The following is a 26,913-nucleotide window of genomic DNA, read 5'->3' as shown; positions in this document are numbered from 1 at the left end:
CGTTTCATCCTTTCTCGGTAAAATACTCCTCCATCTTTTCAATAAGCGCTTCCGCTGTGAAAGTCGCAGGGCTTTGTATATTTGTAAATCCGGCGTCCGCAGCCTGTCTTTCTGTAGTAGGGCCGATGCAGAAACAGGGAAGATCAAGTGCCCTGTTGCAAAGCGTTCCCGAAAGCTCACAAAACGCTTCTACAGCGGAAGGACTGAAAAAAGTAAGAGCATCCCAGCTTTCGTTCCTCAGTCTGTCCTGTAACTCTGCTGCTTTCTCTTCCAATATTAAGGTATCATAAGCAGTCATCGAATCAAAAGAAATGTGATGTTCCTTGAGCCCTTCCCGTACCGTTTCCCTCGAAAGGTTGCCCCGTACATATAATACCCGCTCATTACTTTCGAGCATCGGCACCCATTCTTTCACTAAAAACTCCGCAGAGTAAGAGGAAGGAAGAAAGGAAACGGTTCTTCCTTCCTCTTCAAGCGCCAATTTCGTCTTTGGGCCTACTGTCGCATATTTGAGTCCTTCCGGGACCGATTCCAGATATTCCCTGATCAACTCATTAAAAAACCGCACTCCGTTTGTGCTCGTAATGAGAACCCAGTCGTAGGAAGCCAGATTCTCAAGAAGGCGGACATTTTCTTCGCTGTCCCTTTTAACAAAAGAAAGCAGAGGGACAGCAGTCACACCGGCCCCTCTGCTTTCAAGACGTTCCTTTAACGTATCGGCCTGATGCCTGGCCCTTGTAATCAGGACTTCTTTTCCCGAAAGAGAAGACATTACTGCTCAAACTCCTCTTTGGCGTCTTCGATAATTTTTGCAGCACCGCGGTCTCTCAGAAGATCTGCAGCCTCTTTACCTACAGCTACAGGATCGGTGCCGGTTACGATTTCGTGAAGGATCGTCTCTCCATCAGGTGTGCCCACCAGCGCAGAGAGTGTATACTGATCCCCTTCGCGGTATGCATACCCTCCAATCGGTACCTGACAGCCGCCGTCCAGATCGTGAAGGAATTTACGTTCGGCACTGACGGTCGCTGCTGTATATTCGTGATTTAATTTGGCCAGAAGTTCTCTCAATTCATCGTCATCATCACGACACTGAATCGCAAGCGCTCCCTGCCCGATTGCAGGTACACAAACTTCCGGATCAAGGAATTCTGTGACGACTTCCTCTGTCCAGCCCATCCGTTTAAGACCGGCAGCAGCAAGAACGATTGCGTCAAATTCTTCTTCTCTCAACTTTCTGAGACGGGTGCCGATGTTACCACGGATCCACTTCACTTCCACATCCGGTCTCACCGCCTTTATCTGAGCGGAACGACGGAGACTGCTCGTACCGACTATCGCTCCTTCCGGAAGATCTTTCAGAGTCGTATTGTCCTTCGACACGAAAGCGTCCCTGTGATCTTCACGTATCGGAACCGAGGAAAGAGAAAGACCTTCTGTCACTACCGAAGGCATATCTTTCATACTGTGTACGGCCATGTCGATTTCTTTGCTGTACATGGAGTCCTCGATCTCTTTAATGAATAAGCCCTTTCCACCGACTTTTGAAAGGGTGACGTTCAATATTTCGTCCCCACGGGTGGAGATTCTTTTGATTTCGAATTCGTAGGAAGGATCGATCTGTTTCAACTGGTCTATTACCCACTCTGTCTGGCTTATAGCCAGGTCACTTTTCCTTGACCCGATAACAATTTTACGCACAATAGTTCCTCCTAGTAATTAAAAATGAAAGTTTGATAATGAACTGAACAGAAAGAAGTTGATGAGTAAGAGAAGAAAGGCACCTATATTATAGGTTGAAATGAGTCTTCCCTGAAAACCACGTACAACCTTCAGGAACAGCCAGATCATATAGACGAATACAACTATGATCGAACCTACCGTTTTAAAGTCCAACCAGTAGAATACGTCCTCGGAAATGTAGCCCCAGACGACCCCGAGCACAATCGCTATCAGCAGGACGGGTACCGCAAGAACGATGAACAGGTAAGATAATCGCTCCAGTTTAGCCAAATCCCCGAGCCTTGCGAGACGGTTCCGCCACTTTTTACTCTTCAGCCAACGATATTGTAACAGGTAAAGCACTGAAAATATGAAAGAGAGGGTAAAAAAGCCGTAGGAGATGATCGCCAGCGTTACATGCACTACCAGCATTTCATTTACAAGCTCCACCCCGCCTTCCCCCATATCTCTCTGGGCCCGGGTCATCAGATGGATGATCATCACCGAAAAACCGATGACGTTCGTGAAGAAAATAATAAAATCAACCCGAAACAGCCGGTTCAGAACGAGAGAAAAAGTTACAAGGATCCAGGCATAAAAATAAAGACCGTCATAAACGGTCGTGACGGGAAAATCATCTTTTATGAAGATTTGGGATAAAAGAAAAACCGTTTGCAGCGTCCAGACTATCCCGAGTAACCAGAAAGCGATCTTATTCGCTCTCCGGTCCCCCTGGATGAAATCTATAAAATAGCCGGTAAGGCTGAGACCATAAAATAAAATGATGATTTCATAAATCCACTTAAGGTCAAGTACCATAGGTTGTCCACCTTTTAAGCCTGAGTCATGTTCTGTAACGCAGGGAACGTCAATATCCCTTTATCATCGACCTTAACAGCGTGGTTATTTTTTTGTTCCTGGATTTTCACCTGTTCCTGCACTTCTTCTTCAATGCCGAAGATTTGAGTGAGCAGTTGCAGAGATTCTTCTGCACCAGGTTCATTGGCAAGTTCTTTTGCCTGAGTAATCGGTTCTTTCAGCATCTGGTTCACAATGCTTTTCGTGTGTTTGTTCAGTACTTTCCTTTCGCGGGCGCTCAGTTCAGGCAGTTTCCTTTCGATACTTTCCATCGTTTCCGCCTGAATGCCGAGAGCTTTCTGGCGCAGAGCAGAAATGACCGGCACCACTCCAAGCGTGCGTAACCACTCATTGAATTCAACGATTTCGGCTTCAATCATAAGCTCAATCTCTTCTGCCGCTTTCTTCCGTTCAGTAAGGTTTTCGTCCACGATTCCCTGCAAGTCGTCAATGTCATAAAGAAACATGCCTTCAAGATCGGCGATACCGGGATCAAGATCTCTCGGTACAGCGATATCGACGAAGAACAAAGGATTTCCTTTTCTCTTTCTGTGGGCTCGTGCAACCATATCTTTCGTAATGACGTATTCATCAGACCCCGTAGAGCTGATGACGATATCCGCCTCTTCAAGAATTTGCTCACGATCCTCCAGAGTTGTAGCCTCTCCGGAGAACTGGGAAGCTACAGCTTCGGCTTTTTCCAATGTCCGGTTAAGTACTGTGACTTTACCGACACCGAAACCGAAAAGGTTCTTGGCTGCCAGTTCTCCCATTTTACCGGCACCGATGATAGCGATGTGTTTATCTTTCAATTCTCCGAACACTTTTTTGGAAAGCTCCACCGCAGCGTAACTTACAGATGCGGCGTTCTCTCCGATCGCTGTTTCCTTATGGCCTTTCTTCGCTACAGTGACTGCCTGCTTGAACAACTGATTGAAGACTGTGCCGGTCGTGCCTGAACCTTGAGAAAGTTGAAACGCCTGTTTCACCTGGCCGAGAATCTGCGTTTCTCCCAGAACCATAGAATCGAGTCCTGCCGAGACTCTCATCAGATGTTCGATTGCCCCATCCGCTTCATATACAATCAAGTGAGGCGAAAACTCCTGCTTTTCAATATTGAACCACTTTTCCAGAAAATCTTTAATATAGTAACGGCCAGTATGTATCTGATCCGCCACTACGTACAATTCTGTGCGGTTGCACGTGGACAATATCACGTTTTCCATAATGCTTTTCTGAGCATTTAAAGTCTTCATCGCTTCTGCATGATCAGCTTCGGAAAACGCGAGCTTCTCCCTGATAGCAAGAGGGGCGGTTCGGTAATTAATACTTACAGCTAAAATATGCATGACATATACCCCCATCATGTGTCCGTACCTTATCACAACTCATATTTACCATTGTAACATGAATTTTTACCTCTGTTAGAATAACTTATGGACAGAATATGAAAATCTTATGATACGATATAAGAAAGATTCTAAAAATTCTTTACCAGATTAGAATTAATTTAAATAAGAGCTATTAATAATATATCAAAAGCTTGTTCATTCCACAAGAAAATTACATCCCGGAGGTTCTTTCGTTTATGAAAAAATACTATTTTCTGATTGCAATGGTTTTGACTGCTACCGGCGTTTTCTTTCTCTTCAAACAGTTTCCTATCCCTTTTGTCGGCACTCAGCTTGGAGGTATATCTCTGTTCGCCTTCCTGACAGTCTCTCTTTTCATTCATGCCAGACGCGTTCGGGAAACGCCGCTGCTGTTTTTCCAGGCCATGGTACTGCTTACCCTGTGGCAGCTTTTCGCCGAAACGAATATAGCTGTGTGGCCTGAACATTGGAGTATGTACATCATTTATATAGGCATTGCACTTATGTTGAGCAGAAAAGTGAAAATCGGGTTGCTGCCTCTAGCTGTCGGACTCGGCATCCTCATCGTTCCAGCCATCGAGTCGCTTTTTTTCTGGGTGCCGCCCGTAGTGACATACATAAAAATGTACTTCAGTATCCTCTTCCTGCTGCTCGGGGGATATTACTTTTACAAACAGAAATAGACAGAAGCCGTGTTCCTGATTCCCGGGATCGCGGCTTCTGTCTTTGAATTTCAGACGTATATGGACTGAAGAAACTTTTTCGTCCTGTCGTTTTGCGGATGCTCGAATATCTCCTCCGGCGTTCCTTCCTCCACGATGCGGCCGTCATGCATATAGACGACTCTGTCCGCTGCTTCTCTGGCAAAACGCATCTCATGCGTTACGGCAACCATCGTCATCCCCTCTTTGGCAAGATCCTTCATCGTTTGCAGAACTTCCCCGATCAGTTCGGGGTCAAGAGCCGAGGTAGGTTCATCGAAAAGCATAATCAAAGGGTTCATGGCCAACGCCCTTGCTATAGCTACACGCTGCTTCTGTCCCCCGGAGAGACGGTTCGGAAAGACATCTTCTTTGTCGCTGAGCCCCACCTTATTAAGCAGCTCCCGGGCTTTATATGCTGCCTTATCTTTCTCCATTTTCTTAACCTGAAGAGGAGCTTCCATCACGTTCTCGAGAACCGTTTTATGAGGAAAAAGATTGAACTGCTGAAAGACCATCCCTATGTTCTGCCTGATTTCGTTCAGCTTATCCTTCCGTTCGTCCACACGCTTTCCGTGAAGTGAAATTTCTCCACTGTCTTTCATCTCCAAATAATTCAGACAGCGCAGTAATGTGCTTTTACCGGAACCGCTTGCTCCGATAATTACGACAACTTCCCCCTCCTTCACGTTGAAATGGATATCTCTCAGTACTTCCAGTTCTCCAAATGACTTATTCAACCCCTGTACATCAATAACTTCGTTCATTGTCACCTCTCCCAGCGTTAACGGTTTTCACTAAAAATATCACGGAACGCCTGAAAAGGAAAGGGTCCACCTTCATCAGCCGATAAATAAGAAAGGCCCGAACGATTCTGCGAATCGTAACGGACCTTCCCGGTTCTGTAACATCAGTATTTTTTTCTGACCACCGGTCTTCTACATTTTCAAATGGGACCGCAGGGACTTCCAGGCTTCATCTTTGCCTTCGGAGGTTTCCGCAGAGAAAAGGATGAGCGGATCCTTTTCGTCCACTTCCAGCACCTCACGTATAAGCTTCTTCTGAGCCGGGCGTTTCCCTTTCTTAACTTTATCCATTTTCGTAGCGATAATCGTTACCGGAAGGTCGTGATATTTAAAATAATCGTACATCATACAGTCTTCATCAGTCGGTTCATGCCGTAAGTCCACGACAAGAACTGCCGAAACGAGCTGTTCCCGTTCCCCGAAGTATTCATCCATCATCTTTCCCCAGCGTGTTCTTTCCGCTTTGGAGACTTTTGCATACCCGTACCCGGGTACATCTACGAAGTGAAAAGATTTATTGATGATGTAGAAATTGAGCGTCTGCGTCTTCCCCGGCTTCCCTGAGGTACGGGCCAGATTTTTACGCTGGATCATCGTATTGATGAAGGATGATTTCCCTACGTTGGAACGCCCCGCAAGCGCAATCTCCGGAATCGGATCGCTCGGGTACTGAGTCTTACTTACAGCACTGATAACTATTTCCGCTTCATTTACTCTCATTTTTCTCACCCGTCAATGCCTGCTCGAGCACCTCATCAAGATGCTTCACAGGAATGAATGTCAAATCGTTCCGGACGCTTTCCGGGATATCGTCTAAATCTTTTTTGTTTTCAAAAGGGATAATTATCCTTGTCAGTCCGGCCCGGTGAGCACTGAGGGCTTTCTGTTTCAGCCCGCCGATAGGAAGGACGCGGCCTCTCAGCGTAATCTCCCCGGTCATCCCCACCTCTTTCGACACGGCACGACCTGTAAGTGCGGAGACGAGAGCAGTGGCCATCGTGATACCTGCTGAAGGACCATCTTTAGGCGTGGCTCCTTCCGGAACGTGAATGTGGATATCGTTTTTCTCTACGAAGTCGGAAGAGATATTCAGTTCATCCGCTCTGGTGCGGATATAGCTGAAAGCGGCCTGGGCCGACTCTTTCATCACGTCACCTAATTTCCCGGTAAGTGTGAGATTGCCTTTACCCGGTGAGACGGAAACTTCAATGGACAACGTATCACCGCCGGCTGCTGTATAGGCAAGGCCGGTGGCTGCCCCTACCTGATCTTCAAGTTCAGCCTGACCATACCGGAATTTAGGGCGGCCAATCAGTTCTTCTATCATTTTCTCCGTAACAATTACACGCTTCTTCTCTCCGGAAACGATTATTTTAGCGGCTTTCCGGCAGACGTTGGCGATTTCACGTTCAAGTCCGCGCACACCCGCTTCCCTTGTATAACGTCTGATAAGTTTCATAAGAGCGTCATCCCGGAACTGAAGCTGATTTCTCGTCAGCCCGTTCTCTGTAATCTGTTTACCCAAAAGATGTTCTTTTGCAATGTGAAGTTTTTCGACCTCGGTATATCCCGCAATCTGGATCACTTCCATCCTGTCCATGAGCGGACCGGGGATCGTGGACATTGTATTGGCCGTAGCTACGAACAGAACGTTCGAAAGATCATAATCTTCTTCAATGTAGTGGTCACTGAACGTTGCGTTCTGTTCAGGGTCGAGAACTTCAAGCATCGCAGAAGACGGGTCGCCCCGGAAATCGCTGGCCATTTTATCTATCTCATCCAGCAGGAAGACCGGGTTGACAGTCTCTGCGCGTTTCATACCCTGGATAATCCTCCCCGGCATAGCTCCGATATAAGTACGCCGGTGTCCACGAACCTCAGCCTCATCTCTAATACCGCCGACAGATATCCTTACGAACTTACGATTGATCGCCCGCGCTATGGATTTTGCGAGAGACGTTTTCCCGACGCCCGGGGGACCGACGAGACAAAGAATCGGTCCTTTGATGGACTGGGTCAGCTGTTGCACGGCCAGATACTCCAATATACGTTCTTTTACTTTATCAAGACCGTAATGATCCTCCTCGAGAATCTCTTCCGCGTGCGGTACATCCAGGTTATCTTCCGTTTCGGTCGTCCAGGGCAGTACGACGAGCCACTCGATATAATTACGTATGACGGAGCTTTCGGCTGAACTTTGAGGAACTTTTTCGTACCTCCCCAGTTCTTTAAGAGCTATCAGTTCAATCCGCTCGGGCATATTTGCATTTTCAATTTTTTCTTTCAGCTCCGCAACTTCTCCGGACTTTCCATCTTTATCGCCCAGTTCGTTCTGGATAGCTTTCATCTGTTCCCGAAGGTAGTACTCTTTTTGGGTATTTTCCATCGATTTTTTCACACGCTGTCCGATTTTCTGTTCTATCTGCAGAACTTCACGTTCATTGCCTATAATGTCAATGACACGTTTCAGTCTCTCTTTCACTTCTGAAGTTTCGAGTACTCCCTGCTTTTCCTTGATTTTAATCGGAAGATGAGAGGCGACCATATCGGCAAGATGGGAAGGGTCATCGATATCGGCCAAAGTGTCGTAAGTTTCTTTCGTCACTTTTTTCGATATTTTTACGTACTGTTCGAATTGTTCCATGAGCGTGCGTGTCAAAGCTTCTTCTTCATTCCGATCCCCCTGCACTTCCTGTAACGCAGTGACGGTCGTTTCGAAATGTTCTTCTTTTTCCTTTATTTCTTTCACTTTTGCCCGTTCCACGCCTTCGACGAGGACGCGGTGCGTACCATTCGGCAGTTTCACCATCTGTTTCACGAAAGCTACTGTACCTACCTCGTAAAGGTCGTCACTTTCCGGCTCATCCACGCTTGTTTCTTTTTGTGCAATCAACATAACGTGACTGTCATCGATCATAGCTTCTTCTAAAGCTTTCACTGATTTCTCACGACCGACATCCAGGTGAAGCACCATAGAAGGATAGACGAGCAATCCTCTAAGCGGAAGTAGAGGGTATGTTTTACTTTCAGTCATTCGTTACACCTCCTGATGTTATTTTCATTCCATATTTGTCCGGAAGAATTATGTAAAGAAAGAATGCAAACCAAAAAAACAGAAAAGAGAAGCCGCGCTTAAACTAGCGCGGCTAAGCTTTATTCCGCCTGAAGTGCTCAGGCGCTTTTTGGACTTTTCGGTTCTTCCACCGTACCATCGGTCAATATAAGACGAGGACGGCCACCTTCCATTTTCACTGTTTCTTTCGTGATGACACATTTCTCGATATCATCTCTTGAAGGCAGGTCGAACATTACATCGAGCATGATCCCTTCAATGATAGACCGCAGTCCGCGCGCACCTGTTTTCCGTTCGATAGCTAATCTGGAAATTTCGCGAAGAGCATCTTCTTCGAATTCAAGTTCGACATCATCGATCTGAAGGAGTTTCTGATACTGTTTCACGAGAGCGTTTTTCGGCTGAGTGAGAATTTCTACAAGCGCATCTTCATCGAGCTGCTCAAGGCTTCCAATCACCGGAAGTCGACCTATGAATTCCGGGATAAGTCCGTAACTAAGCAGATCTTCAGGAAGTACTTTCGTAAGCAGTTCCTGCTTCTCGGAATCCGGCTGCGACTGTTCGGATCCAAAACCGATCACTTTTCGTCCGAGACGACGTTTAATGATCTGATCGATACCATCGAACGCACCGCCGACGATAAACAGGATATTCGTAGTATCAATCTGGATGAATTCCTGATGAGGGTGCTTACGTCCCCCTTGTGGAGGCACGCTCGCCTGAGTTCCTTCGAGAATTTTAAGAAGGGCCTGTTGCACACCTTCCCCGGAAACATCACGTGTGATGGACGGGTTCTCGGACTTACGGGCGACTTTATCGATTTCATCAATATAGATGATGCCTTTTTCGGCTTTCTCTACATCATAATCTGCTGCCTGAATCAGTTTAAGGATGATATTCTCCACGTCCTCGCCGACATACCCGGCTTCCGTAAGGGAAGTTGCATCGGCAATGGCAAACGGTACATTGAGAATACGCGCCAGTGTCTGAGCCAACAACGTCTTCCCGCTACCAGTAGGTCCAAGCATAAGAATGTTACTCTTCGCAAGCTCCACTTCATCATTCTTCGCAGTTGTCGTATTCACACGTTTGTAGTGGTTATAAACCGCAACGGATAAGTTCTTCTTCGCCTGCTCCTGACCAATGACGTAATCACCGAGGATATTATGGATCTCTTCAGGCTTCGGAACTTCTTTGAATTCCGTTTCTTCTTCGTTACCCAGTTCTTCTTCAACTATCTCTGTACACAGTTCAATACACTCATCACAAATATATACACCCGGACCTGCTACAAGCTTTCGTACCTGATCCTGGCTTTTACCGCAAAACGAGCACTTGAGCTGCCCTTTTTCTTCATTAAATTTAAACATTACTTTCACCCTTTCCAAAATGATGCCAAGGCTAACCCGCACTATCTTTCGCTTATCATACCAAATAAATCGATATTTAAAAAGTAAAAGGCTGCCCTACCTGCTGACGACATCACATAATATTATGCAGAGACTGTACAAGCAGGTCAAACGCTTAGTAATTCTTAATATGTATAGATACGATTGACTGTCTTAATGATATGACTTATTAATGACAAATTGCAAATAATATGAGAAAACAAGGCGGGGATATTCCTCGCCTTGTTTTTGTCATCACTCATTATACTGTTTTGCTGTTCTGCTCAAGTACTTCAATCGCTTTTTGGATTTTCAGATCATCTTTGACCATGTCTGTGTTTCCTCCAAGCATCTGCTTCAGATTCTCAACGTCCGTCTGATACATAGCGGACATATTTTCAAGTTCCTTATTTACGTCTTCTTCGGTTACTTCGACGTTTTCAGCCTGAGCAATCGCCTCAAGCGTCATGTTCGTCTTCACGCGCTTTTCAGCATCTTCTTTCATCTGCTCACGAAGCTGGTTGTCGTCCTGACCGGTGAACTGGAAGTACATTTCCTTCGTCATTCCCTGCATTTGCAGACGCTGTTCGAATTCGCTTATCATACGATCCAGCTCGGAGTCGACCATGGCCTGTGGAATTTCCACGGAAGCATTGTCGCTCGCCTGGTTGACGAGTGATTCGCGTTTCTGGTTCTCAGCATCCTGCTGCTTCTGCTGTTCCAGATTTTCGCGGGTTTTTTTCTTCAGTTCATCCATAGACTCGACGTCTTCGTCTACATCTTTAGCGAATTCATCATCAAGCTCAGGAAGTTCCTTGGCTTTCACTTCATGAATTTTAACTTTGAATGTTGCTTCTTTTCCGGCCAGCTCTTCAGCGTGGTAATCTTCCGGGAACGTGATGTTCACATCAGGCTCTTCTCCAGCTTTTTTACCGACGAGCTGTTCTTCAAAACCTGGAATGAACGTACCGGATCCGATTTCAAGAGAATAGTTCTCGGCCTGGCCGCCTTCAAACGCTTCCCCGTCAACGAAACCTTCGAAGTCCATAGCAACTGTGTCGCCTTCTTCGACTTCGCCTTCTTCTTTAACTACGAGCTCAGCCTGGTTTTCCTGTTGACGCTTAAGTTCTTCCTCCACGTCTTCATCGGTTACTTCAGTATCTGCCTCTTCTACTTCAAGACCTTTGTATTCGCCGAGTTCTACTTCAGGCTTAACTGTAACATCCGCTTTGAAAATAAGCGGTTCGCCTTTTTCAATCTGCTCCACATCCACTTCAGGCTGGTCTACCGGCTCAATGCCCGTTTCCTGTACAGCATCTGAATAAGCCTGTGGAAGAATGATATCAAGTGCATCCTGATAAAGAGATTCAACACCGAAACGGCCTTCGAAGATTTTACGCGGTACTTTTCCTTTACGGAATCCAGGTACCTGTACTTCTTTCACTACTTTGTTAAACGCCTGATCGAGCGCTTTATCGAATTCTTCAGGTGATACCTCTACTGTAAGGGTTCCCTGATTTCCTTCTTTCTTTTCCCAAGTTGCTGACATAAAAAGTCCCTCCAACGTCATATTTTCATTTTTACATGGATCTGTTACAGACATGTGTACGAATCTTATTTACAACCACTATATTATAACATAATGCTGTTCTCTTTCAACAATAGAGGGGTTATTATGCTTATTCTCCTGTAATCGCCCTGTATTGTTGATTTGCGACTTCAATATCCTTCTTATAGGATTCAGTTTCCGATCCCATTTTAATAGGCGTTTCTTCTAATTGCAAATACTCATTCCCGAGCACTTTCAATGCTTCTATTATGTAAGTCACTTCATTTTCCGTAGGAAGGAAAGGGTACCGGACATAAATGTAACGATGAAGCATCGTTACGATAATATCGTACATTACGGGATGCTCCTGCTCAATATGAGTAAGACGCAACTCTAAATGCTTTACTATGTAGTGTGTGGAAGGGGAACCTATTTCGACAGGGACGATGGATATGGTTTTACCGAATTTATGTATAGATGTGCTCTCTTCCACCCCGTGCGACTGGAACCATAGTATAATGGCTGTTTTTATTACCGGATGCGTTTCTTCATCCGTCAGATATATACGTAATGTCTCCGTCCAGGGCGCCGGGTCGAAGCTTTTCAATTTCATAAGAATACTATACTGTTTTTCTATCTGCTGCCCGTTTATAGCTGCCTGCCATTCTTCCATCAAATATTTCTGTTCTTCTTTTTGATGGGAGTCTTCGATGTCTTTACTTACGTTATACATCTGCCACAACTGTGTCCTTACTTCACCAGGGAGATCCTCCTGTTCAAGCACTTCTTCCACCAGGGTCATCAGTTCCCTGTATTTTCCCTCATGGAATAGAATCGTTATATAAATATGTAGATATTGAAAATAAGCGGATTCACTGACCTTCATGCGATTCAGGCAAACTTCTTCCGCCTGCACGTATTCTCCCGTGCCTACCCAGGAAATTAACAGACCGGTAATCACTTCATCGTCAGCTTCCCGGTAATGGAACAAAGGTTCCAGTGATTCGATAGCTTCTTCGTACTGCTGATGACGGACCGCTTCCAGTCCTTTCTCCCGCAGCTTCTCCCTCCATTTCGGAAAAAGAACAACTTCTCCTTTGCTGTTTTCCATAACGCACCCTTCCTAACCGTTTTAAGTATGTACTTTATTCATTATATCAAACATGTATTTCAAAAGAAGAAATCCGCTTGAATTACCCTGATTACCTGTGATTATTCCCTTGAAGAGGCAAAAATAAAACTCTTCGAACTGATAACCGAAGAGTTTTATACGTGATCTCCTCAAACTGCCTTTCCACTCGAACTTTTCTTCGCGTATGATACCATCCAGTTATCTGCCTGCGCCATCTTCCTCATTAATTACTTTACGAAAGTCAGAGTGATAAACGATATGTTCTCTTGTGAATTTCGTCGGTGAATCCAGCCCGGCTACGGCCGCTAAATCGAATAAACCCTGGCGTAAGGAAATCAGATAGTTCGTAACGCGGTAATTTTTTTCTTCGATAACGAGTGCCTGCTGTAATTCAGCGTCGGTCGTTGCGACTCCTACCGGGCAGGTGTTTTTATGACAGACCTGCGACATGATACAACCGACACTCATCATGAACCCGCGTGCAATATTGATCAGATCTGCCCCGAGAGCCAGTGCCATTGTAATTTTATCAGGCGTGAGCAATTTGCCCGAGGCGATAATCTTAGTGCGTCTACGTATACCATATTTCTTCAGCATGTCATCCACCATCGGTATAGCTGAAAAAGCCGGAAGTCCAACGGAATAGGCGAGAGCATAATAAGAAGCTCCAGTTCCTCCTTCTCCTCCGTCTACCGTAAGAAAGTCGGGAACAATATCCTCTTCCACCATTGCCGAAACAAGCCGCTCCACCTGCTGTTCATTACCTGCCACTATCTTCATTCCGACAGGTTTGCCGCCGGAAGCTCTCAGGTCAGAAAGGAAATGAAGCAGCTGGGCAGGTGTATCGATGCCGGGGAAACGGTTCGGGCTGTCTATATCTATACCCGGTTCGACTTTACGTATTTCGGCAATTTCCTCCGTAACCTTTTTTCCATCTACGTGGCCTCCGCGGGTTTTGGCGCCCTGCGCAAGTTTCAATTCGAACGCTTTAATCTGCTCTCTGGAGGCCTGATCACGAAAGGCCTCCCAGGAGAACTCACCGTCTTTTGTCCGGACACCGAACAGTCCGGGACTGATCTGCATGATGATGTCGACATCACCCTTTAAGTGGTAAGGAGAGACACTGCCTTCACCGGTGTTCATCCATGTGCCGCCCGCACGCCCGAGCCCTTTTGATAATGCTGTGATTGCATGGTCGCCAAGGGATCCGAAACTCATCGCAGATTGACCGATCAGACCTTTCAGACGAAAAGGATGATCGACGGTATGTTCCCCGAGTATTACACAATCATCGTCATGTAAGTAAACGGGGTCAAGCTCTGAATCGAACCGGTGCTCTTTACGTTTAAAAAGCTGTTCTTTTTCGATGTCGTACAGTTTCGTCTTAATCGGCTCACTCTGATCGATTCGTATCTCTTCCGCCTGGACCGGGAACATGTCATTCACTAAATACCAACCGTCCTCGGTAAAATCCCGCTCCGCTCCGTACCCCATCATTCGGGTATTGTACTTTCCTGCTTTATTGACATATTCGAACTCTTTACGATTGAACGGTTTTCCTTCCCGATCATTGTGAAACAGGTATTGACGGAATTCAGGTCCCGTTTTCTCGACGATGTAACGGAACCTCCCTAATAGTGGATAATTTTTCAATACAGAATGTTCGTTTTGCCTTTCATCATGAATATAAAGCCAGAGAGCTGGAATCAACGGTACGAGAATGGCAAGTATAATCAGAGTTACTATATAATTACTAACAAAGTATCCTCCAAGTCGTTCACTCCTCAATCCAATTTTTATATAGGCCCTGTTTTCCGGATGTTCTGTCCATCGATTATTTCAACAAACTAATGTTTATACCGGTTCAGACGAATAAGCAGAAATAAATTGATTCTTTAGAATTATTCTATCCAACGACCGATTGGAAAGTCAACTCGATAATCAGACAACTCTGCCATGAGAATGTTCAGCAAATAAAAAGCTGCATCCCTCACATGATAAGGAATGCAGCTTTTGCAAATAATGTCCCAGGCAGGATTCGAACCTGCGACCCACAGCTTAGAAGGCTGTTGCTCTATCCAGCTGAGCTACTGGGACAATGGAGCGGGTGAGGAGAATCGAACTCCCGTCATCAGCTTGGAAGGCTGAGGTTTTACCACTAAACTACACCCGCATTTATGAAATTGTTATATGTATTGCGACGACATGAAAAAGTATACTTGTTCCACAGTAAAAAGTCAATGGTAGCAGGAAAAAAATTAATTCCTGCTACTCAAGTCAAATTGCACTTCTAGATCTTCCAGTTTATTCCCGTCCATATGATAATACGTAACCGTCAGTTCTTTCGAGCCGTCTTCCCACTCGATAATCGCATACGTCGGTTCACTGCGGTCTCTCGGCAGCCGGGAACTTCCCGGATTCATAATCAGTTTGTCTCCCACTTTCTCCGCACCTATCGTATGAGAATGTCCGAAGCAGGCAACATCCGCTCCTGCTTCCTCGGCTCTGTAATATATAGGCATCAGAGACTGTTTCACCTGAAGCAGATGCCCGTGAGCGACGAGAAACCGGACGCCTTTGACGTCTACAATCTGTTCATTTTCCATATCCGCTTCAAAATCACAATTCCCTTTGGCGTAATGAAATCCCTCAAGCTCCGAAGCATCCGTCGCAAGTTCGGAATCTCCACAGTGGATAAAAGCATCCACTTCCTGTGAGTGGCGATCCTTCACTTCCTGCAGTTCTTCGGTGAGTCCGTGACTGTCGCTGATTATTAAAGCTTTCGGCATGAATTAGTCCCCTTTCTCCTTCAGCCACTCTTCAATTTTCAAAAGAGCATGGTGACGGTGACTTATGCTGTTCTTCTCTTCAGCAGTCAGCTGGGCCATCGTTTTCTTGTACCCCTCCGGTATGAAAATAGGATCGTAGCCGAATCCGTGTTCACCTCTCGGCTGAAGAGCAATGGCCCCTTCACAAGTACCACGTTTCGTGAAAGATTCTTCTCCGGGCACCGCTACTGCAATGACACAGACAAAGCGGGCTGTTCTGTCTTTGACCGTCGTCTCTCCGAGTTCTTTCAGCAGTTTTTCGGAGTTCTTCTTATCATTTTTATCCTCTCCGGCGTACCTGGCAGAATAAATGCCCGGTCTGCCATCCAGAATATCGACCTGAAGACCCGAATCATCGGCGATGACCGGTACATTCCATCGTTCGGAAATCGTTTCCGCTTTTAAAAGGGCATTCTCTTCGAATGTTTCTCCGGTTTCTTCCACGTCTATCTGTTCTTCAAAGTCCTTCAGCGATTTCACCGAAATTCCATATTCGGAAAACATCTGCTCAAACTCTTTTACTTTCCCCTGGTTGGAGGTAGCTATAATCACTTCTTTCACTGTACGTCCTCCTCCCTTTCTTTATAGTTTTCGATAGCACTCGCCCACGTGCCGATGGCTTCTTTCTGACGAAGCATCAGTTCCGATACGGCCTCGGAAGCCAATTCCAGCATCGTCGTCAGCTGTTTCATGGAAAACGTAGCTTCCTCGCCCGTCCCCTGTATTTCAACAAACTCTCCATCACCTGTCATAACAACGTTCATATCAACTTCCGCGTTGCTGTCTTCCTCGTAGCAGAGATCGACGATTTCTTCGCCGTCCAGTACGCCTACAGATATCGCAGCCAAATAGTCCTGAACAGGCAATTCCTTAATTTTCCCTTTTTCCAGAAGCGTTCCCAGTGCGTGGACAACAGCAATGTATGCACCGGTAATGGAAGCGGTTCTCGTTCCGCCATCCGCCTGAATGACATCACAGTCCACCCATATCGTTCTTTCCCCGATCATTCCCAAATCAATCACCGAACGCAGGGATCTTCCTATCAGTCTTTGAATTTCCATCGTCCGGCCGGATACCTTCCCTTTCGAAGATTCACGTATATTACGGGTTTGTGTAGCTCGGGGAAGCATCGCGTACTCGGCGGTAATCCATCCCTTACCCTGACCTCTCAGGAACGGGGGTACTCTGTCTTCGATGCTTGCATTACAGATCACTTTCGTATCACCGAATTCAATAAGTACGGAACCTTCCGGATGTTTGATATAGTCCGTTTCTATTTTAATAGCTCGTAAGTCTTTGACTTTCCTTTCATCTGCACGCATAAAAATTCCTCCTCGGCTTACCGTTATTTCCTGCCAATCATAACACAAAAGGGGCAGCTTCTCATTCAAACAAAGAGCCACTTTGAAAGTGGCTCGCCAATTCTTATGTTCAATAAATGGAAACCGGGTCAAGTTCAATCACTTCGAATGTATCTAGAGGTCCTTCAAACCATTCCGTTGCGATCATTTTGAACTTGTCGAAATCCCCCGTCGTATAAAACCGGTAGGATGGTTCCTGTTCACTCTGCACCAGCAGATCATTATAAGACAGAATAAGACTGGCTTCACGAGCCGTCTCTTCACCGGAACTGATCACTTTCACGGCTCCTCCTATTTCCTGCTGAATCACTCCTTTGATCAGAGGATAATGGGTGCAGCCTAGTATGAGAGTGTCGATACCGTTTTTGTTTTTCAAAGGCTGGAGTTCCGTCCGGACGATGGCATGGGCTTCATATCCTGCCAGCACGCCCCGTTCGACAAGGGGCACCAGGGCGGGGCAGGCCTGACTATTCACCCGGATGGAAGCATCGATCGCTTTCAGGGCCTGCGGGTAGGATTCACTGCCGATTGTTCCTTCCGTTCCGATGACTCCGATTCTTTTGTTTTCACTCGTCGAAATAGCTGCTCTTGCACCCGGCTCAATTACACCGAGAACCGGAATGGTCAGCTTTTCCCGAAGCTCCTCCAGCGTAAAGGCAGTAGCCGTATTACAGGCGACTACGAGCATTTTGATTTCATATCTTTTCAGATGTTCCACCATTTCCCATGTGAACGTACGGACTTCCTCTGCCGGCCGCGGGCCGTATGGACAGCGTTTCGTATCACCTATGTAATAGATGGACTCCTTGGGCAACTGTCTCATAAGTTCTTTTACTACCGTCATTCCACCGACTCCCGAGTCGATAACTCCAATTGGTCGATCCATGCTGATCCCTCTTCTTTTCTCTTTAATTTGTCAATTTACTCATTTTTTCATATACATGCTTCATAAGGGTTCGAAACTCCTGCAGTTCTTCTTCGTCCACTTCATGAAACAAATCTTTAAGATAGGCTCTTCGTTTATCTATCACTTCCCGTATGACTTTCTCACCTTCCGGCAATATGTACACACGTACCACTCTCCGGTCGGTTTCATCTTTTTTTCGTTCTACGACCCCGAGCTTTTCCAGACGATCGATCATATCAGTTGTAGTACTGTGGGCCAGATGCATTTTACTGGATATAGTTCCGATAGTGATACCCATCTCATCCGAAACCCACTGAAGCGCAACGAACTGAGGGGGAGTTATTTCGTAATTTTCCAGAATTTCTCTACCCTTATCTTTTACGCCTCCCGCTACGTAACGCAAATAAAATTCCATATCTTCTATAATTTGATCGGACACGTGGGTTCCTCCTGACAAAATCAAAAGTCTATGTCATCTATTCTCTAAGGTTCCTGTGAAAATATCAAGACAAAAGGTGTCATCACCCCTGTTTAAATAGTAAAAACATCGGCAGTCTCTCCGGGAAATGCGAACGGATTATTTTGCTTTGGAGATCAGCCCGAGTTCCTGGGCTTTATAAAGCGCCTCCGTACGCGAACGCACGTCCAGCTTGTTGAAAATCCCCGTAAGCGTATATTCCACACTTCTTTGAGACATGTGAAGGTTTTGTGCAATAGTTTTATTCGTGAACCCGTTCGATACTTCTTTCAAAATCGACTGCTCCTTTTCATTAAGGAAAAGGGCTTCTTCTTCTTTCGTTCTGTTTATGCGTACCGGCGATACGCTCGCTTCCGTACGGCGCAGCTGTCTGAACAGATGAAGAGGGATCACAACCTCATCCCTCATAGCGCATCTTATAGCCGTCAGCAGTTGTTCCTGCGAAGCCGTTTTACTGACGAATCCTTCCACTTCCGCTTCCACGAGCATGTTAAAATGTGTACTCAGGTCGAACCCTGTATAGATGATGGCAGTTACATCGGGCCGTTTCTGTTTTACACGTTTCGATAATTCAATACCGTTCATCCCCGGCATATATAAATCAATCAGCAGAACGTCGTAATCTTTGTTTAAAACGATATTTTCGACTTCCCCGGGGTTTTCCACTACGTCCACGTTCATTTCACTGTTCTGTTCGATCATGGCTTTCGTCCCCATCCCTACTGCAGGATGATCATCGACGATCAAAACGTTCGTCATTCTACACACTCCTTCCCTTTCAGCGGAAAACCAATTTCCATTCTGAAGCCTTCGAATTCAGCTGTATCAATGCGAAGAGATCCTCCGAGTCCATTCACCCGGTGTTCTATACCGGATAGTCCTATGTGAGTGAAGGCATCCCATTCGTATTTATTTTCCATTCCCACCCCATCATCTTCATAACGCAACGTAACGTCTTCTTCGTTTCCGGCTAAGTAAAGATGTACATGCTTCGCTTCACTGTGCTTCACAGCATTCGCCAGCAGCTCCTGTACGATACGGTACGTAGTAAGGATCATCTCCTGATCGAGTTCGGAATGAAAATCTTCTGCACAAAAATAAACGGTGAAATTCGAACGCAGTTGATATTGCTGAATGAGACTGTCCAGAGACTGTATGAGTCCGATTTCTTTCAAAAAGGTCGGCCGCAGTTCACTGCACGTCTCCCTCGTCAGATGTATACTGTCGAGCAGCTGTTCTTTATATACGGATAGCTCGGTGCGCAAAGTAAGCGGCAGTTCCTCCCTGTTTGTATGCAATTCATCCATACGACGATACAGGTACAGCAATTCCTGCAAAACGGTATCGTGAATATCGATAGACAGCTGTTCCCGCTGATCCTCGGCTATTTGAAAAAGAAGCCTCGACAGCCAGGCCGGGTACTGATCGGTATTCTTACTTTTCACCTTCTGCAGCTGCTTCATCAATTCTTCGATGTGGCTCATGTTTTCAATGGCTATATTCGCGTTCATGGAAATGATTTGAAGATACTTCCTTTCCTCCCGGTTAAGAGAAGTGAAATCCTGTTTCCCGGTACTATAAATGACGGTTACTTTGTTAAGGGACTCAGCTATTACGAAACCGAACCCTCTCCTCGTCTCCACTATTTCTCCTACTGCAAGCTTTCTGTTATGCATGCTGTTTTTCAGATGCCGGAGCAGATTTTCAAGAATCGGTTCATTCACACAGAACATGCCGTCTTTCGTGTGATAGGAGTAGGCGTTGGTATAAGTTAATTTCAGCGTTTTCGTAATCTCATGGCACACTTCATTCATCAAGTCACCTACGCTGTATTGATCTTTGAAGTTCTTCATCAGCTTGTGCAGACTTTCCTGGAAATTACCTCTGTCGGAAAACAGCCCGCTCTGCATCCGGAAATCCATAACCTCTGCAAACGTCATAATGAGTGTAAGTACCACTACTCCTGCGAACAAAAGCTGCAGAAAGGGTTCGAGGGAGAATGTCCAGTCTATTATAAGGTTTGCCATGATAGCTATAAGAAGACTCGGCAGCAGAGAAAGAAAGGCGTGATGCCTCAACCTGCGGATAATAAAGTTAATATCGATCAATTTCTGTTTCGATAATAAATAAAGAAAAGTTATCGGAAGCGCTATAAGGAAAAACACAGCTATTTCGATTCCTATTATCGGTGCGCCTGTAAATAATTTAGGAATGAGATAAAAAATCAGGTAGGGGGCGAACGAAAGAGCCACCCCGAAACTTATGTACTTGAAAAAAGATCGGTAGGATGAAGTCCGAAGTCGGAAAGCTCCTCTGCAGACTACGATAAAGATGAATATATAAAAAATCAGAAGTACGAAGTACTGGATCTGGTCTATCCAGAAAGGAGACTCTCCGCTAACAAACCGGTAAACATCCATCATAAGCGACCCGGAAAGCACCACGTAACCTATCTGGTAAATTCTTTTAGTGAAAAAATAAACTTTTATCTCTGCAAAGTATCTATACAGGAAATGTATGAATATGACCGGGGCACTGATAAATGCCGCAGAGTTCATCAATGTACTGAAAGCGAGTCCCTGAACTGTTCCACCTGCGCTGACGTAGCCAAGCGCCAGTGTCAGGAGAAAAGCTATCAACAGCCGTATGGAAAGAGTATCGGCGATACGGCGATGAATAAATGCACTGATCATTACCGTAGTCACGAAATACAGAGATGGAATGATTACAAAGAAAAAGACATAGTAAAAAGACGAAGGAACAGCCGAATAAAAAATGAGCTTCGCCCCCGTCCTTTCTTCAGGGAGAGTATACAATTCCCCGGAAATAGAGGAAACCATCAGCGTGACACCAAGCACAAGTACAAGACCCAATATATAATACATCCATTGTTTACACATACCGACCCCTCCCTTCCAGTATATTAATAAAATAGAAAGGCTGTGTCCATTTCGGACACAGCCTCCAGTAAAGAATTATTTGTCGCTTCCGAAAAAGCTTTTGAATGATTCGACTGCAGTGTCACGGTAAAGGGCAGCCAGTGACGTAGTCAAAGGAATTCCCTTAGGGCAAACCTCTACGCAGTTCTGCGCGTTTCCGCAGCCCATGATACCTTCTTCATCCATAATGGACTGAAGACGCTCACTCTTGTGCATCTCCCCGGTAGGATGGGAATTGAACAGGCGAACCTGTGATAGAGCAGCAGGACCGATGAAATCGGACTTACTGTTCACGTTCGGGCAGGCTTCCAGGCATACACCGCAACTCATACACTTGGACAGTTCATACGCCCACTGACGTTTTGTTTCGGCAATCCGCGGTCCCGGACCAAGATCGTATGTTCCATCAATCGGTACCCATGCTTTGACTTTCTTCAGAGAGTCGAACATACGGCTACGATCGACGGCAAGGTCACGGGTGACCGGAAATGTATTCATAGGTTCGAGATGGATAGGCTGCTCCAGCTGATCTACGAGTGCCGTACAGGACTGTCTCGGCTCTCCGTTGATAATCATGGAACAGGCACCACATACTTCTTCCAGACAACCCATTTCCCAGAATATCGGAGTTGTAGCTTCTCCGTCTGCATTAACAGGATTTCTTCTGATTTCCATCAATCCTGAGATGACGTTCATATTCTGGCGGTATGGGACGACAAATGTTTCTTTGTACGGTTCACTTTCAGGTTCATCCTGTCTTGTGACGACAAATGTAATATTCTTCTCTTCACTCACGATGAAGGACCTCCTTATTAACTCTTGGAATAATCGCGCTTACGCGGTTCGATTAATGACGTGTCCACCTCTTCATAGCTGATGATCGGCTCGTTGTTTTCCTTATCATATGTTGCGATTGTAGTCTTGAGGAAATCTTCGTCGTTACGGTCCGGAAATTCAGGTTTGAAGTGCGCACCGCGGCTTTCGTTTCGGTTATAAGCTCCAAGGGTGATCACTCTTGCCAATTGCAGCATATTATCAAGCTGACGGGTAAACATGGCTCCCTGGTTACTCCAGCGGGACGTATCGTTGATATTGATACGTTTATAACGTTCCATCAGTTCTTTGATCTTTTCGTCCGTTTTCAGAAGGTTTTCGTTGTCCCGGACCACAGTCACATAGTCTGTCATCCATTCGCCGAGTTCTTTATGAATCTGGTAGGCGTTCTCATCTCCGTCCATTTTCATAATTTCCTCGAAACGATCCTGCTCTACTTGAAGGTGTTTATCGAACACTTCTCTGTCCATATCTTCCACATGTTCATCAAGACCTTCGGAATATCTTACTGCACTCGGACCGGCTACCATTCCTCCATAAATGGAAGATAGCAGAGAGTTCGCGCCAAGACGGTTTCCTCCGTGCTGCGTGAAATCACATTCTCCGGCTGCGAAAATGCCCGGGATGTTAGTCATCTGGTTGATGTCTACCCACATTCCGCCCATGGAATAGTGTACAGCAGGGAATATTTTCATCGGTACTTTACGAGGATCTTCACCGACGAATTTTTCGTAAATCTCGATAATCCCGCCTAGTTTGACATCAAGCTCTTTGGCATCCTTATGAGAAAGATCGAGATAAACCATGTTTTCTCCGTTTATTCCGAGTTTCTGGTTTACACAGACGTCGAATATTTCACGGGTCGCGATATCACGTGGTACGAGGTTGCCGTATGCAGGATACTTCTCTTCGAGGAAGTACCATGGTTCCCCGTCTTTGTATGTCCATACGCGGCCGCCTTCCCCGCGTGCCGATTCACTCATAAGACGAAGTTTGTCATCGCCCGGAATAGCAGTAGGGTGTATCTGGATGAACTCACCATTTGCGTATTTAACCCCCTGCTGGTATAAAGCACCGGCAGCAGATCCGGTATTGATGATGGAGTTCGTGGATTTTCCGAAAATAATCCCCGGTCCCCCGGTTGCCAGGATCATTGCATCGGCAGGAAAGTCTCTGATTTCATGACTGTGGATGTCCTGAGCGACTGCTCCACGGCTTACTCCTTTGTCGTCAATGATAGCCGAGAGGAATTCCCAGCCTTCGTATTTTGTAACAAGACCGTTCACTTCATGTCTGCGAACCTGTTCATCAAGTGCATAAAGCAACTGCTGACCGGTCGTAGCTCCTGCATACGCTGTACGGTGATGCTGTGTACCTCCGAAACGGCGGAAATCCAACAGCCCCTCAGGTGTACGGTTGAACATTACCCCCATACGGTCAAGCAGGTGGATAATTCCGGGCGCGGCATCACACATCGCTTTAACAGGCGGCTGGTTAGCGAGAAAGTCTCCGCCGTACACCGTGTCATCGAAGTGTTTCCATGGAGAATCTCCTTCACCCTTCGTATCCACTGCTCCGTTGATACCGCCCTGGGCACAGACGGAGTGGGAACGTTTTACGGGTACAAGAGATAACAAATCTACGTGTACTCCTTCTTCTGCTGCTTTGATTGTCGCCATCAGACCGGCCAGGCCTCCCCCGATGATGACTATATTTTTATTCGACATTATTTATGTTCACTCCCTTAATCACTGCTTTTATCTATTGTCTAGACGCCGTAAGCGAACTGAATCAGCGTACGTACGCCTACATAACCCAGTGCTAAGAATACAACTACGGTAGCGTAAGTCATAATACGCTGGGATTTCGGTGTAACCGTAATGCCCCAACTTACAAAGAAAGACCATAGACCGTTAGCAAAGTGGAACGTTACTGATAATACACCGACTATGTAGAACCAGAAAAAGAATGGCTGTGTCAGTATATCTTCCATCAACTGATAGTTCAGCTCTTCCCATCCAAAACCTACAGCTACTCTCGTCTCCCAGATGTGCCACGCTACGAATATTAGCGTCAGAACACCAGTGACCCGCTGCAGCATAAACATCCAGTTACGGAAGTATCCGTGCTTGTTCACGTTGAAATTGGACTGGAATGCAATATAAACTCCGTAAATTCCGTGAAAAAGTAATGGTAAAAAGATGACGAAAATTTCCAGTACATACCGATACGGCAATCCTTCTATGAAATGAGCCGCCGTATTGAATGCCTCTGGCCCCCGTGTTGCAAAAAAGTTTGTAGTTAAGTGCTGGAACAGAAATATTCCAAGAGGCACTACCCCCAGTAATGAATGTAACCTTCTGTTCACATAGCCTCGTGATCCTGCTGCCATATTTACCCCCCTCAATATGATGAAAAATTAAATTATGTACACAACCCCGGATAATAAAGCGCTTTAAAATATAAAAAAACGTAAGGAGAGGGTCACCCTCCTATCATCCGGAACCGTACAATTTGTATCATACTTATTGTACTGCGATAGGTCAGCACCGTCAAGAAGGCAGTGTTCCGATCAAGGGAAATCTTTCCACCGGGCTGTTGCACAAACCTGATTTTCAAGTGATAATAATAGACAGAAAAAAAGGAGGCTGTACATCATGGCACGTATTACCACCGGCAATATTTCCCCGCTCGTTACCACCGGAGCAGGATTCGACATTCTTCGCTACTTTGCCCTGCCCGACATGCTCGGTGAAGACGCAGAACAAATTTTATATATAATGGGACGGAATATAGCGCGGAACTCCGCTTATGAAAATAATGAGGAAGTCACCACATTCTTCCGGGAGTTTGGATGGGGAGAGCTTGAAAAAGAGAAATCCGGGAAAAATGAGATTCACTTCTCCCTGCACGGAGATGCGGTAAAACAGAGACTCACCCAGGAAGAATTTCAAATTAACGCCAAACTGGAAGCGGGATTCCTGGCCGAGTGTCTGAGTAATTTGGAAAACGAAACATTTGAATGCAGGGATGAAATAAATGAAAAAAATCATTCCATCTCGCTGATCGCTTATAAACTGTAAAAGGTATAATTAAAATCCCAGAAGAACCGGCATCAGTATTCTCCCGGTTCTTCTTTTTTTTCATTCAATTTAATCTGGACGGTACGCGCCACCGGCTCGGGGATCCCGAGTTTCACTATTTCATTTATATCAGCTTCCCGTATAGCGGGAATCGACTTGAAATGTTTCAGCAGCAACTTCCTTCTCTTCTCTCCTACGCCGGGGACATCATCCAGTTCGGACTGAAGTGCTCCTTTTCCACGCAGCTGTCGGTGGAAGGAGATGGCGAATCTGTGCACTTCATCCTGTATACGCTGCACGAGATAAAACGCCTGGGAATGCCTGTCCAGATCTACCGGGCCGGGTGGATCGCCATAAAGAAGTTCACTTGTTTTATGCTTGTCGTTTTTCGCAAGACCGGCCATCGGTATATCCAGCCCGAGCTCATTTTCAAGAATGTCCTGAGCTGCCGACATCTGTCCTCTGCCCCCGTCGATCAGTATAAGATCAGGGAGTGGTTTCTCTTCCCTCAACACTCGTTTATACCGGCGCCTGATCACTTCACGCATCGTTTCGTAGTCATCGGGCCCTTTTACATCTTTCACTTTAAACTTCCGGTAATCTTTTTTACTCGGTTTTCCGTCTATAAAGGTAACCATTGCCGATACAGGATCCGTCCCCTGTATGTTGGAGTTGTCAAAAGCTTCGATCCGCAGGGGAGCTTCTATATTCAGCACTTCACCCAGGGTGTCCACGGCTTTCACCGTTCGTTCTTCATCTCTTTCAATGAGAGCGAATTTTTCTTCCAGCGCAATTTCGGCATTCTTCTCCGCCAGCTCCACAAGTTCTTTCTTGCGGCCCCTCATCGGAACGTTTACGTCCGTGTCAATAGCGCCTTCGAGCACGTTTGTGTCCGTACCGAGGGGTACAAGCACCTGTTTAGGATAAAGATGATTCTGATGCAGATAAAAACTCGCAATCGAAGAGAGAAAAGTCTCCTCGGGATCGTCGAAAAACGGAAAGATGGAAACGTCCCTTTCTATCAGTTTCCCCTGACGCACGAAGAACACCTGCACGCACATCCAGCCTTTGTCATAGGCATAACCGAACACATCGCGGTTCACCTGGTCATTCATCGTCATTTTCTGCTGTTCCATCACCGACTCTATGTGGCTCACCTGATCCCGCAGCTCTTTGGCACGTTCGAAATCCATTTTTTCCGAAGCCTCATACATTTTGTTTTGCAGATCTTTCTTGATTTCTCCGTGACCTCCGCTTAGGAAAGAGGAAATCTGCTGCACGATTTCCCGGTTCTGTTCCCGGGACACAGGGAATTCGCACGGTCCGAGACACTGATGCATATGATAATATAGACAGACACGTTCCGGCATTTTATTACATTTTCTAAGCGGATAAAGCCGATCCAGCAGCTTTTTCGTTTCTCTTGCCGATACCACGTTCGGGTAGGGTCCGAAATACTTCCCTTTATCTTTTTTCAGTTTTCTCGTAACGAGCAGTCTCGGGTGTTCTTCAGCTGTGATTTTTAAATAAGGGTACGTTTTATCGTCCTTGAGCAGTACGTTATATTTAGGATCGTGTTTTTTTATGAGGTTCATTTCGAGAATAAGTGCTTCTATTTCTGACGTGGTGACGATGTATTCAAAATCTGTTATCTCACTGACCAGTCGCTGGGTTTTCCCGTCATGAGCTCCCGTGAAATAGGAGCGCACACGGTTTTTCAGCACTTTTGATTTTCCGACGTAAATAATCGTCCCGTGCCGGTCCTTCATTAAATAACATCCGGGCTGATCAGGGAGAACAGCTAATTTCTCACTAATCACGTGATTCATCCCATTCACTCCAATTCTGCTTTGACTGCGGCTTACACGTTTCGTGATTACC

General features: G+C 45.9%; 24 protein-coding genes and 2 tRNA genes. 2 read left to right on the top strand and 24 right to left on the bottom strand.

The window, feature by feature from the left end; all coding sequences use genetic code 11:
• Positions 1–4 precede the first annotated feature (4 nt).
• Genes CKW00_RS01820 through hemA form a run of 4 tightly spaced genes read right to left on the bottom strand, consistent with a single transcriptional unit; the run spans position 5 to position 3,929 of the window.
• Positions 5–772: a uroporphyrinogen-III synthase gene (locus tag CKW00_RS01820; RefSeq protein ID WP_095821119.1), complete on the bottom strand. Its 768-nt coding sequence runs from the start codon at positions 770–772 to the stop codon at positions 5–7.
• Positions 772–1,701: a hydroxymethylbilane synthase gene (gene hemC / locus CKW00_RS01815; protein ID WP_095821118.1), complete on the bottom strand. Its 930-nt coding sequence runs from the start codon at positions 1,699–1,701 to the stop codon at positions 772–774. The genes CKW00_RS01820 and hemC overlap by 1 nt, the downstream gene beginning before the upstream one ends.
• Before the next feature lie 18 nt (positions 1,702–1,719).
• Positions 1,720–2,541: a cytochrome C assembly family protein gene (locus CKW00_RS01810; RefSeq protein WP_095821117.1), complete on the bottom strand. Its 822-nt coding sequence runs from the start codon at positions 2,539–2,541 to the stop codon at positions 1,720–1,722.
• A 14-nt stretch (positions 2,542–2,555) separates the two neighbouring features.
• Complete coding sequence (gene hemA, locus CKW00_RS01805) at positions 2,556–3,929, bottom strand: glutamyl-tRNA reductase (protein WP_095821116.1); 1,374 nt, start codon at positions 3,927–3,929, stop codon at positions 2,556–2,558.
• Between the two features lie 239 nt (positions 3,930–4,168).
• Here hemA and CKW00_RS01800 point away from each other — a divergent pair, with 239 nt between their 5' ends.
• Entirely contained in the window at positions 4,169–4,636 is a 468-nt protein-coding gene (locus CKW00_RS01800) for a hypothetical protein (protein WP_095821115.1), read from the top strand.
• 50 nt (positions 4,637–4,686) lie between these two features.
• On the opposite strand, the gene CKW00_RS01795 is transcribed toward CKW00_RS01800, so the two are convergent.
• The 19 genes from CKW00_RS01795 to CKW00_RS01705 all read right to left on the bottom strand — a co-directional run bounded on the left by CKW00_RS01795 (position 4,687) and on the right by CKW00_RS01705 (position 24,341).
• Positions 4,687–5,421 carry an amino acid ABC transporter ATP-binding protein gene (locus tag CKW00_RS01795; RefSeq protein ID WP_158221259.1) on the bottom strand — a complete coding sequence of 245 codons (735 nt, stop codon included), beginning with the start codon at positions 5,419–5,421 and terminating at the stop codon, positions 4,687–4,689.
• Between the two features lie 171 nt (positions 5,422–5,592).
• Complete coding sequence (yihA, locus tag CKW00_RS01790) at positions 5,593–6,180, bottom strand: ribosome biogenesis GTP-binding protein YihA/YsxC (protein ID WP_008588645.1); 588 nt, start codon at positions 6,178–6,180, stop codon at positions 5,593–5,595.
• On the bottom strand, positions 6,167–8,494 hold the full coding sequence (gene lon / locus CKW00_RS01785) for an endopeptidase La (protein WP_095821113.1): 2,328 nt from the start codon (positions 8,492–8,494) through the stop codon (positions 6,167–6,169). The genes yihA and lon overlap by 14 nt, the downstream gene beginning before the upstream one ends.
• 137 nt (positions 8,495–8,631) lie before the next feature.
• The gene (clpX, locus tag CKW00_RS01780; RefSeq protein ID WP_095821112.1) at positions 8,632–9,903 is read right to left on the bottom strand and encodes an ATP-dependent protease ATP-binding subunit ClpX; all 1,272 of its coding nucleotides are present in this window, start codon (positions 9,901–9,903) and stop codon (positions 8,632–8,634) included.
• 280 nt (positions 9,904–10,183) lie between these two features.
• Positions 10,184–11,470, bottom strand: a complete 1,287-nt coding sequence (tig, locus tag CKW00_RS01775; RefSeq protein WP_095821111.1) for a trigger factor — start codon at positions 11,468–11,470, stop codon at positions 10,184–10,186.
• A 130-nt stretch (positions 11,471–11,600) separates the two neighbouring features.
• Positions 11,601–12,581, bottom strand: coding sequence for a hypothetical protein (locus tag CKW00_RS01770; RefSeq protein WP_095821110.1), 981 nt, complete (start codon positions 12,579–12,581; stop codon positions 11,601–11,603).
• 219 nt (positions 12,582–12,800) lie between these two features.
• The gene (locus tag CKW00_RS01765) at positions 12,801–14,390 is read right to left on the bottom strand and encodes an FMN-binding glutamate synthase family protein (RefSeq protein ID WP_198951611.1); all 1,590 of its coding nucleotides are present in this window, start codon (positions 14,388–14,390) and stop codon (positions 12,801–12,803) included.
• A gap of 235 nt (positions 14,391–14,625) precedes the next feature.
• Positions 14,626–14,699 (bottom strand) — tRNA-Arg (locus CKW00_RS01760).
• A 2-nt stretch (positions 14,700–14,701) separates the two neighbouring features.
• Positions 14,702–14,775 (bottom strand) — tRNA-Gly (locus CKW00_RS01755).
• Between the two features lie 85 nt (positions 14,776–14,860).
• Entirely contained in the window at positions 14,861–15,391 is a 531-nt protein-coding gene (locus tag CKW00_RS01750) for a metallophosphoesterase family protein (protein WP_095821109.1), read from the bottom strand.
• Positions 15,392–15,394: 3 nt separating this feature from the next.
• The gene (locus tag CKW00_RS01745) at positions 15,395–15,991 is read right to left on the bottom strand and encodes an XTP/dITP diphosphatase (protein ID WP_095821108.1); all 597 of its coding nucleotides are present in this window, start codon (positions 15,989–15,991) and stop codon (positions 15,395–15,397) included.
• The gene (gene rph, locus CKW00_RS01740; protein ID WP_095821107.1) at positions 15,988–16,752 is read right to left on the bottom strand and encodes a ribonuclease PH; all 765 of its coding nucleotides are present in this window, start codon (positions 16,750–16,752) and stop codon (positions 15,988–15,990) included. The genes CKW00_RS01745 and rph overlap by 4 nt, the downstream gene beginning before the upstream one ends.
• 109 nt (positions 16,753–16,861) lie before the next feature.
• Positions 16,862–17,677: a glutamate racemase gene (racE, locus tag CKW00_RS01735; RefSeq protein ID WP_095821106.1), complete on the bottom strand. Its 816-nt coding sequence runs from the start codon at positions 17,675–17,677 to the stop codon at positions 16,862–16,864.
• Positions 17,678–17,699: 22 nt separating this feature from the next.
• Positions 17,700–18,113, bottom strand: coding sequence for a MarR family winged helix-turn-helix transcriptional regulator (locus tag CKW00_RS01730; RefSeq protein ID WP_052034739.1), 414 nt, complete (start codon positions 18,111–18,113; stop codon positions 17,700–17,702).
• Positions 18,114–18,275: 162 nt separating this feature from the next.
• Positions 18,276–18,935, bottom strand: coding sequence for a response regulator transcription factor (locus CKW00_RS01725; RefSeq protein WP_095821105.1), 660 nt, complete (start codon positions 18,933–18,935; stop codon positions 18,276–18,278).
• Positions 18,932–21,076, bottom strand: a complete 2,145-nt coding sequence (locus tag CKW00_RS01720; RefSeq protein ID WP_095821104.1) for an ATP-binding protein — start codon at positions 21,074–21,076, stop codon at positions 18,932–18,934. The genes CKW00_RS01725 and CKW00_RS01720 overlap by 4 nt, the downstream gene beginning before the upstream one ends.
• A gap of 75 nt (positions 21,077–21,151) precedes the next feature.
• Complete coding sequence (gene sdhB / locus CKW00_RS01715) at positions 21,152–21,910, bottom strand: succinate dehydrogenase iron-sulfur subunit (RefSeq protein WP_008588626.1); 759 nt, start codon at positions 21,908–21,910, stop codon at positions 21,152–21,154.
• A 17-nt stretch (positions 21,911–21,927) separates the two neighbouring features.
• A complete protein-coding gene (gene sdhA / locus CKW00_RS01710; protein WP_095821103.1) occupies positions 21,928–23,676 on the bottom strand; it encodes a succinate dehydrogenase flavoprotein subunit in 1,749 nt (582 codons plus the stop codon).
• Between the two features lie 41 nt (positions 23,677–23,717).
• Positions 23,718–24,341: a succinate dehydrogenase cytochrome b558 subunit gene (locus tag CKW00_RS01705; protein ID WP_008588624.1), complete on the bottom strand. Its 624-nt coding sequence runs from the start codon at positions 24,339–24,341 to the stop codon at positions 23,718–23,720.
• 265 nt (positions 24,342–24,606) lie between these two features.
• On the opposite strand from CKW00_RS01705, the gene CKW00_RS01700 reads away from it, so the two are divergent.
• Positions 24,607–25,032: a DUF2507 domain-containing protein gene (locus tag CKW00_RS01700; RefSeq protein WP_008588623.1), complete on the top strand. Its 426-nt coding sequence runs from the start codon at positions 24,607–24,609 to the stop codon at positions 25,030–25,032.
• 32 nt (positions 25,033–25,064) lie between these two features.
• Here the strand turns inward: CKW00_RS01700 and uvrC are convergent, their stop codons facing one another.
• Positions 25,065–26,861, bottom strand: a complete 1,797-nt coding sequence (uvrC, locus tag CKW00_RS01695; RefSeq protein WP_095821102.1) for an excinuclease ABC subunit UvrC — start codon at positions 26,859–26,861, stop codon at positions 25,065–25,067.
• Between the last annotated feature and the right edge of the window lie 52 nt (positions 26,862–26,913).

The organism is Salimicrobium humidisoli (assembly GCF_002295105.1).
Classification (GTDB): domain Bacteria; phylum Bacillota; class Bacilli; order Bacillales; family Halobacillaceae; genus Salimicrobium; species Salimicrobium humidisoli.
This window is presented reverse-complemented; position numbering and strand designations above follow the sequence as displayed.

Bases quoted from the DNA above. Each gene is read 5' to 3' on its own strand.
- rph (WP_095821107.1), bottom strand. From the start codon at position 16,752: ATGCGTGCAGATGAAAGGAAAGTCAAAGACTTACGAGCTATTAAAATA.
- CKW00_RS01750 (WP_095821109.1), bottom strand. From the start codon at position 15,391: ATGCCGAAAGCTTTAATAATCAGCGACAGTCACGGACTCACCGAAGAA.
- hemA (WP_095821116.1), bottom strand. From the start codon at position 3,929: ATGCATATTTTAGCTGTAAGTATTAATTACCGAACCGCCCCTCTTGCT.
- CKW00_RS01770 (WP_095821110.1), bottom strand. From the start codon at position 12,581: ATGGAAAACAGCAAAGGAGAAGTTGTTCTTTTTCCGAAATGGAGGGAG.
- CKW00_RS01730 (WP_052034739.1), bottom strand. From the start codon at position 18,113: ATGGAATTTTATTTGCGTTACGTAGCGGGAGGCGTAAAAGATAAGGGT.
- CKW00_RS01725 (WP_095821105.1), bottom strand. From the start codon at position 18,935: ATGACGAACGTTTTGATCGTCGATGATCATCCTGCAGTAGGGATGGGG.
- lon (WP_095821113.1), bottom strand. From the start codon at position 8,494: ATGACTGAAAGTAAAACATACCCTCTACTTCCGCTTAGAGGATTGCTC.
- CKW00_RS01700 (WP_008588623.1), top strand. From the start codon at position 24,607: ATGGCACGTATTACCACCGGCAATATTTCCCCGCTCGTTACCACCGGA.
- CKW00_RS01820 (WP_095821119.1), bottom strand. From the start codon at position 772: ATGTCTTCTCTTTCGGGAAAAGAAGTCCTGATTACAAGGGCCAGGCAT.
- CKW00_RS01705 (WP_008588624.1), bottom strand. From the start codon at position 24,341: ATGGCAGCAGGATCACGAGGCTATGTGAACAGAAGGTTACATTCATTA.
- CKW00_RS01795 (WP_158221259.1), bottom strand. From the start codon at position 5,421: ATGAACGAAGTTATTGATGTACAGGGGTTGAATAAGTCATTTGGAGAA.
- CKW00_RS01800 (WP_095821115.1), top strand. From the start codon at position 4,169: ATGAAAAAATACTATTTTCTGATTGCAATGGTTTTGACTGCTACCGGC.
- clpX (WP_095821112.1), bottom strand. From the start codon at position 9,903: ATGTTTAAATTTAATGAAGAAAAAGGGCAGCTCAAGTGCTCGTTTTGC.
- yihA (WP_008588645.1), bottom strand. From the start codon at position 6,180: ATGAGAGTAAATGAAGCGGAAATAGTTATCAGTGCTGTAAGTAAGACT.
- sdhA (WP_095821103.1), bottom strand. From the start codon at position 23,676: ATGTCGAATAAAAATATAGTCATCATCGGGGGAGGCCTGGCCGGTCTG.
- CKW00_RS01810 (WP_095821117.1), bottom strand. From the start codon at position 2,541: ATGGTACTTGACCTTAAGTGGATTTATGAAATCATCATTTTATTTTAT.
- CKW00_RS01720 (WP_095821104.1), bottom strand. From the start codon at position 21,076: ATGTGTAAACAATGGATGTATTATATATTGGGTCTTGTACTTGTGCTT.
- uvrC (WP_095821102.1), bottom strand. From the start codon at position 26,861: ATGAATCACGTGATTAGTGAGAAATTAGCTGTTCTCCCTGATCAGCCC.
- racE (WP_095821106.1), bottom strand. From the start codon at position 17,677: ATGGATCGACCAATTGGAGTTATCGACTCGGGAGTCGGTGGAATGACG.
- tig (WP_095821111.1), bottom strand. From the start codon at position 11,470: ATGTCAGCAACTTGGGAAAAGAAAGAAGGAAATCAGGGAACCCTTACA.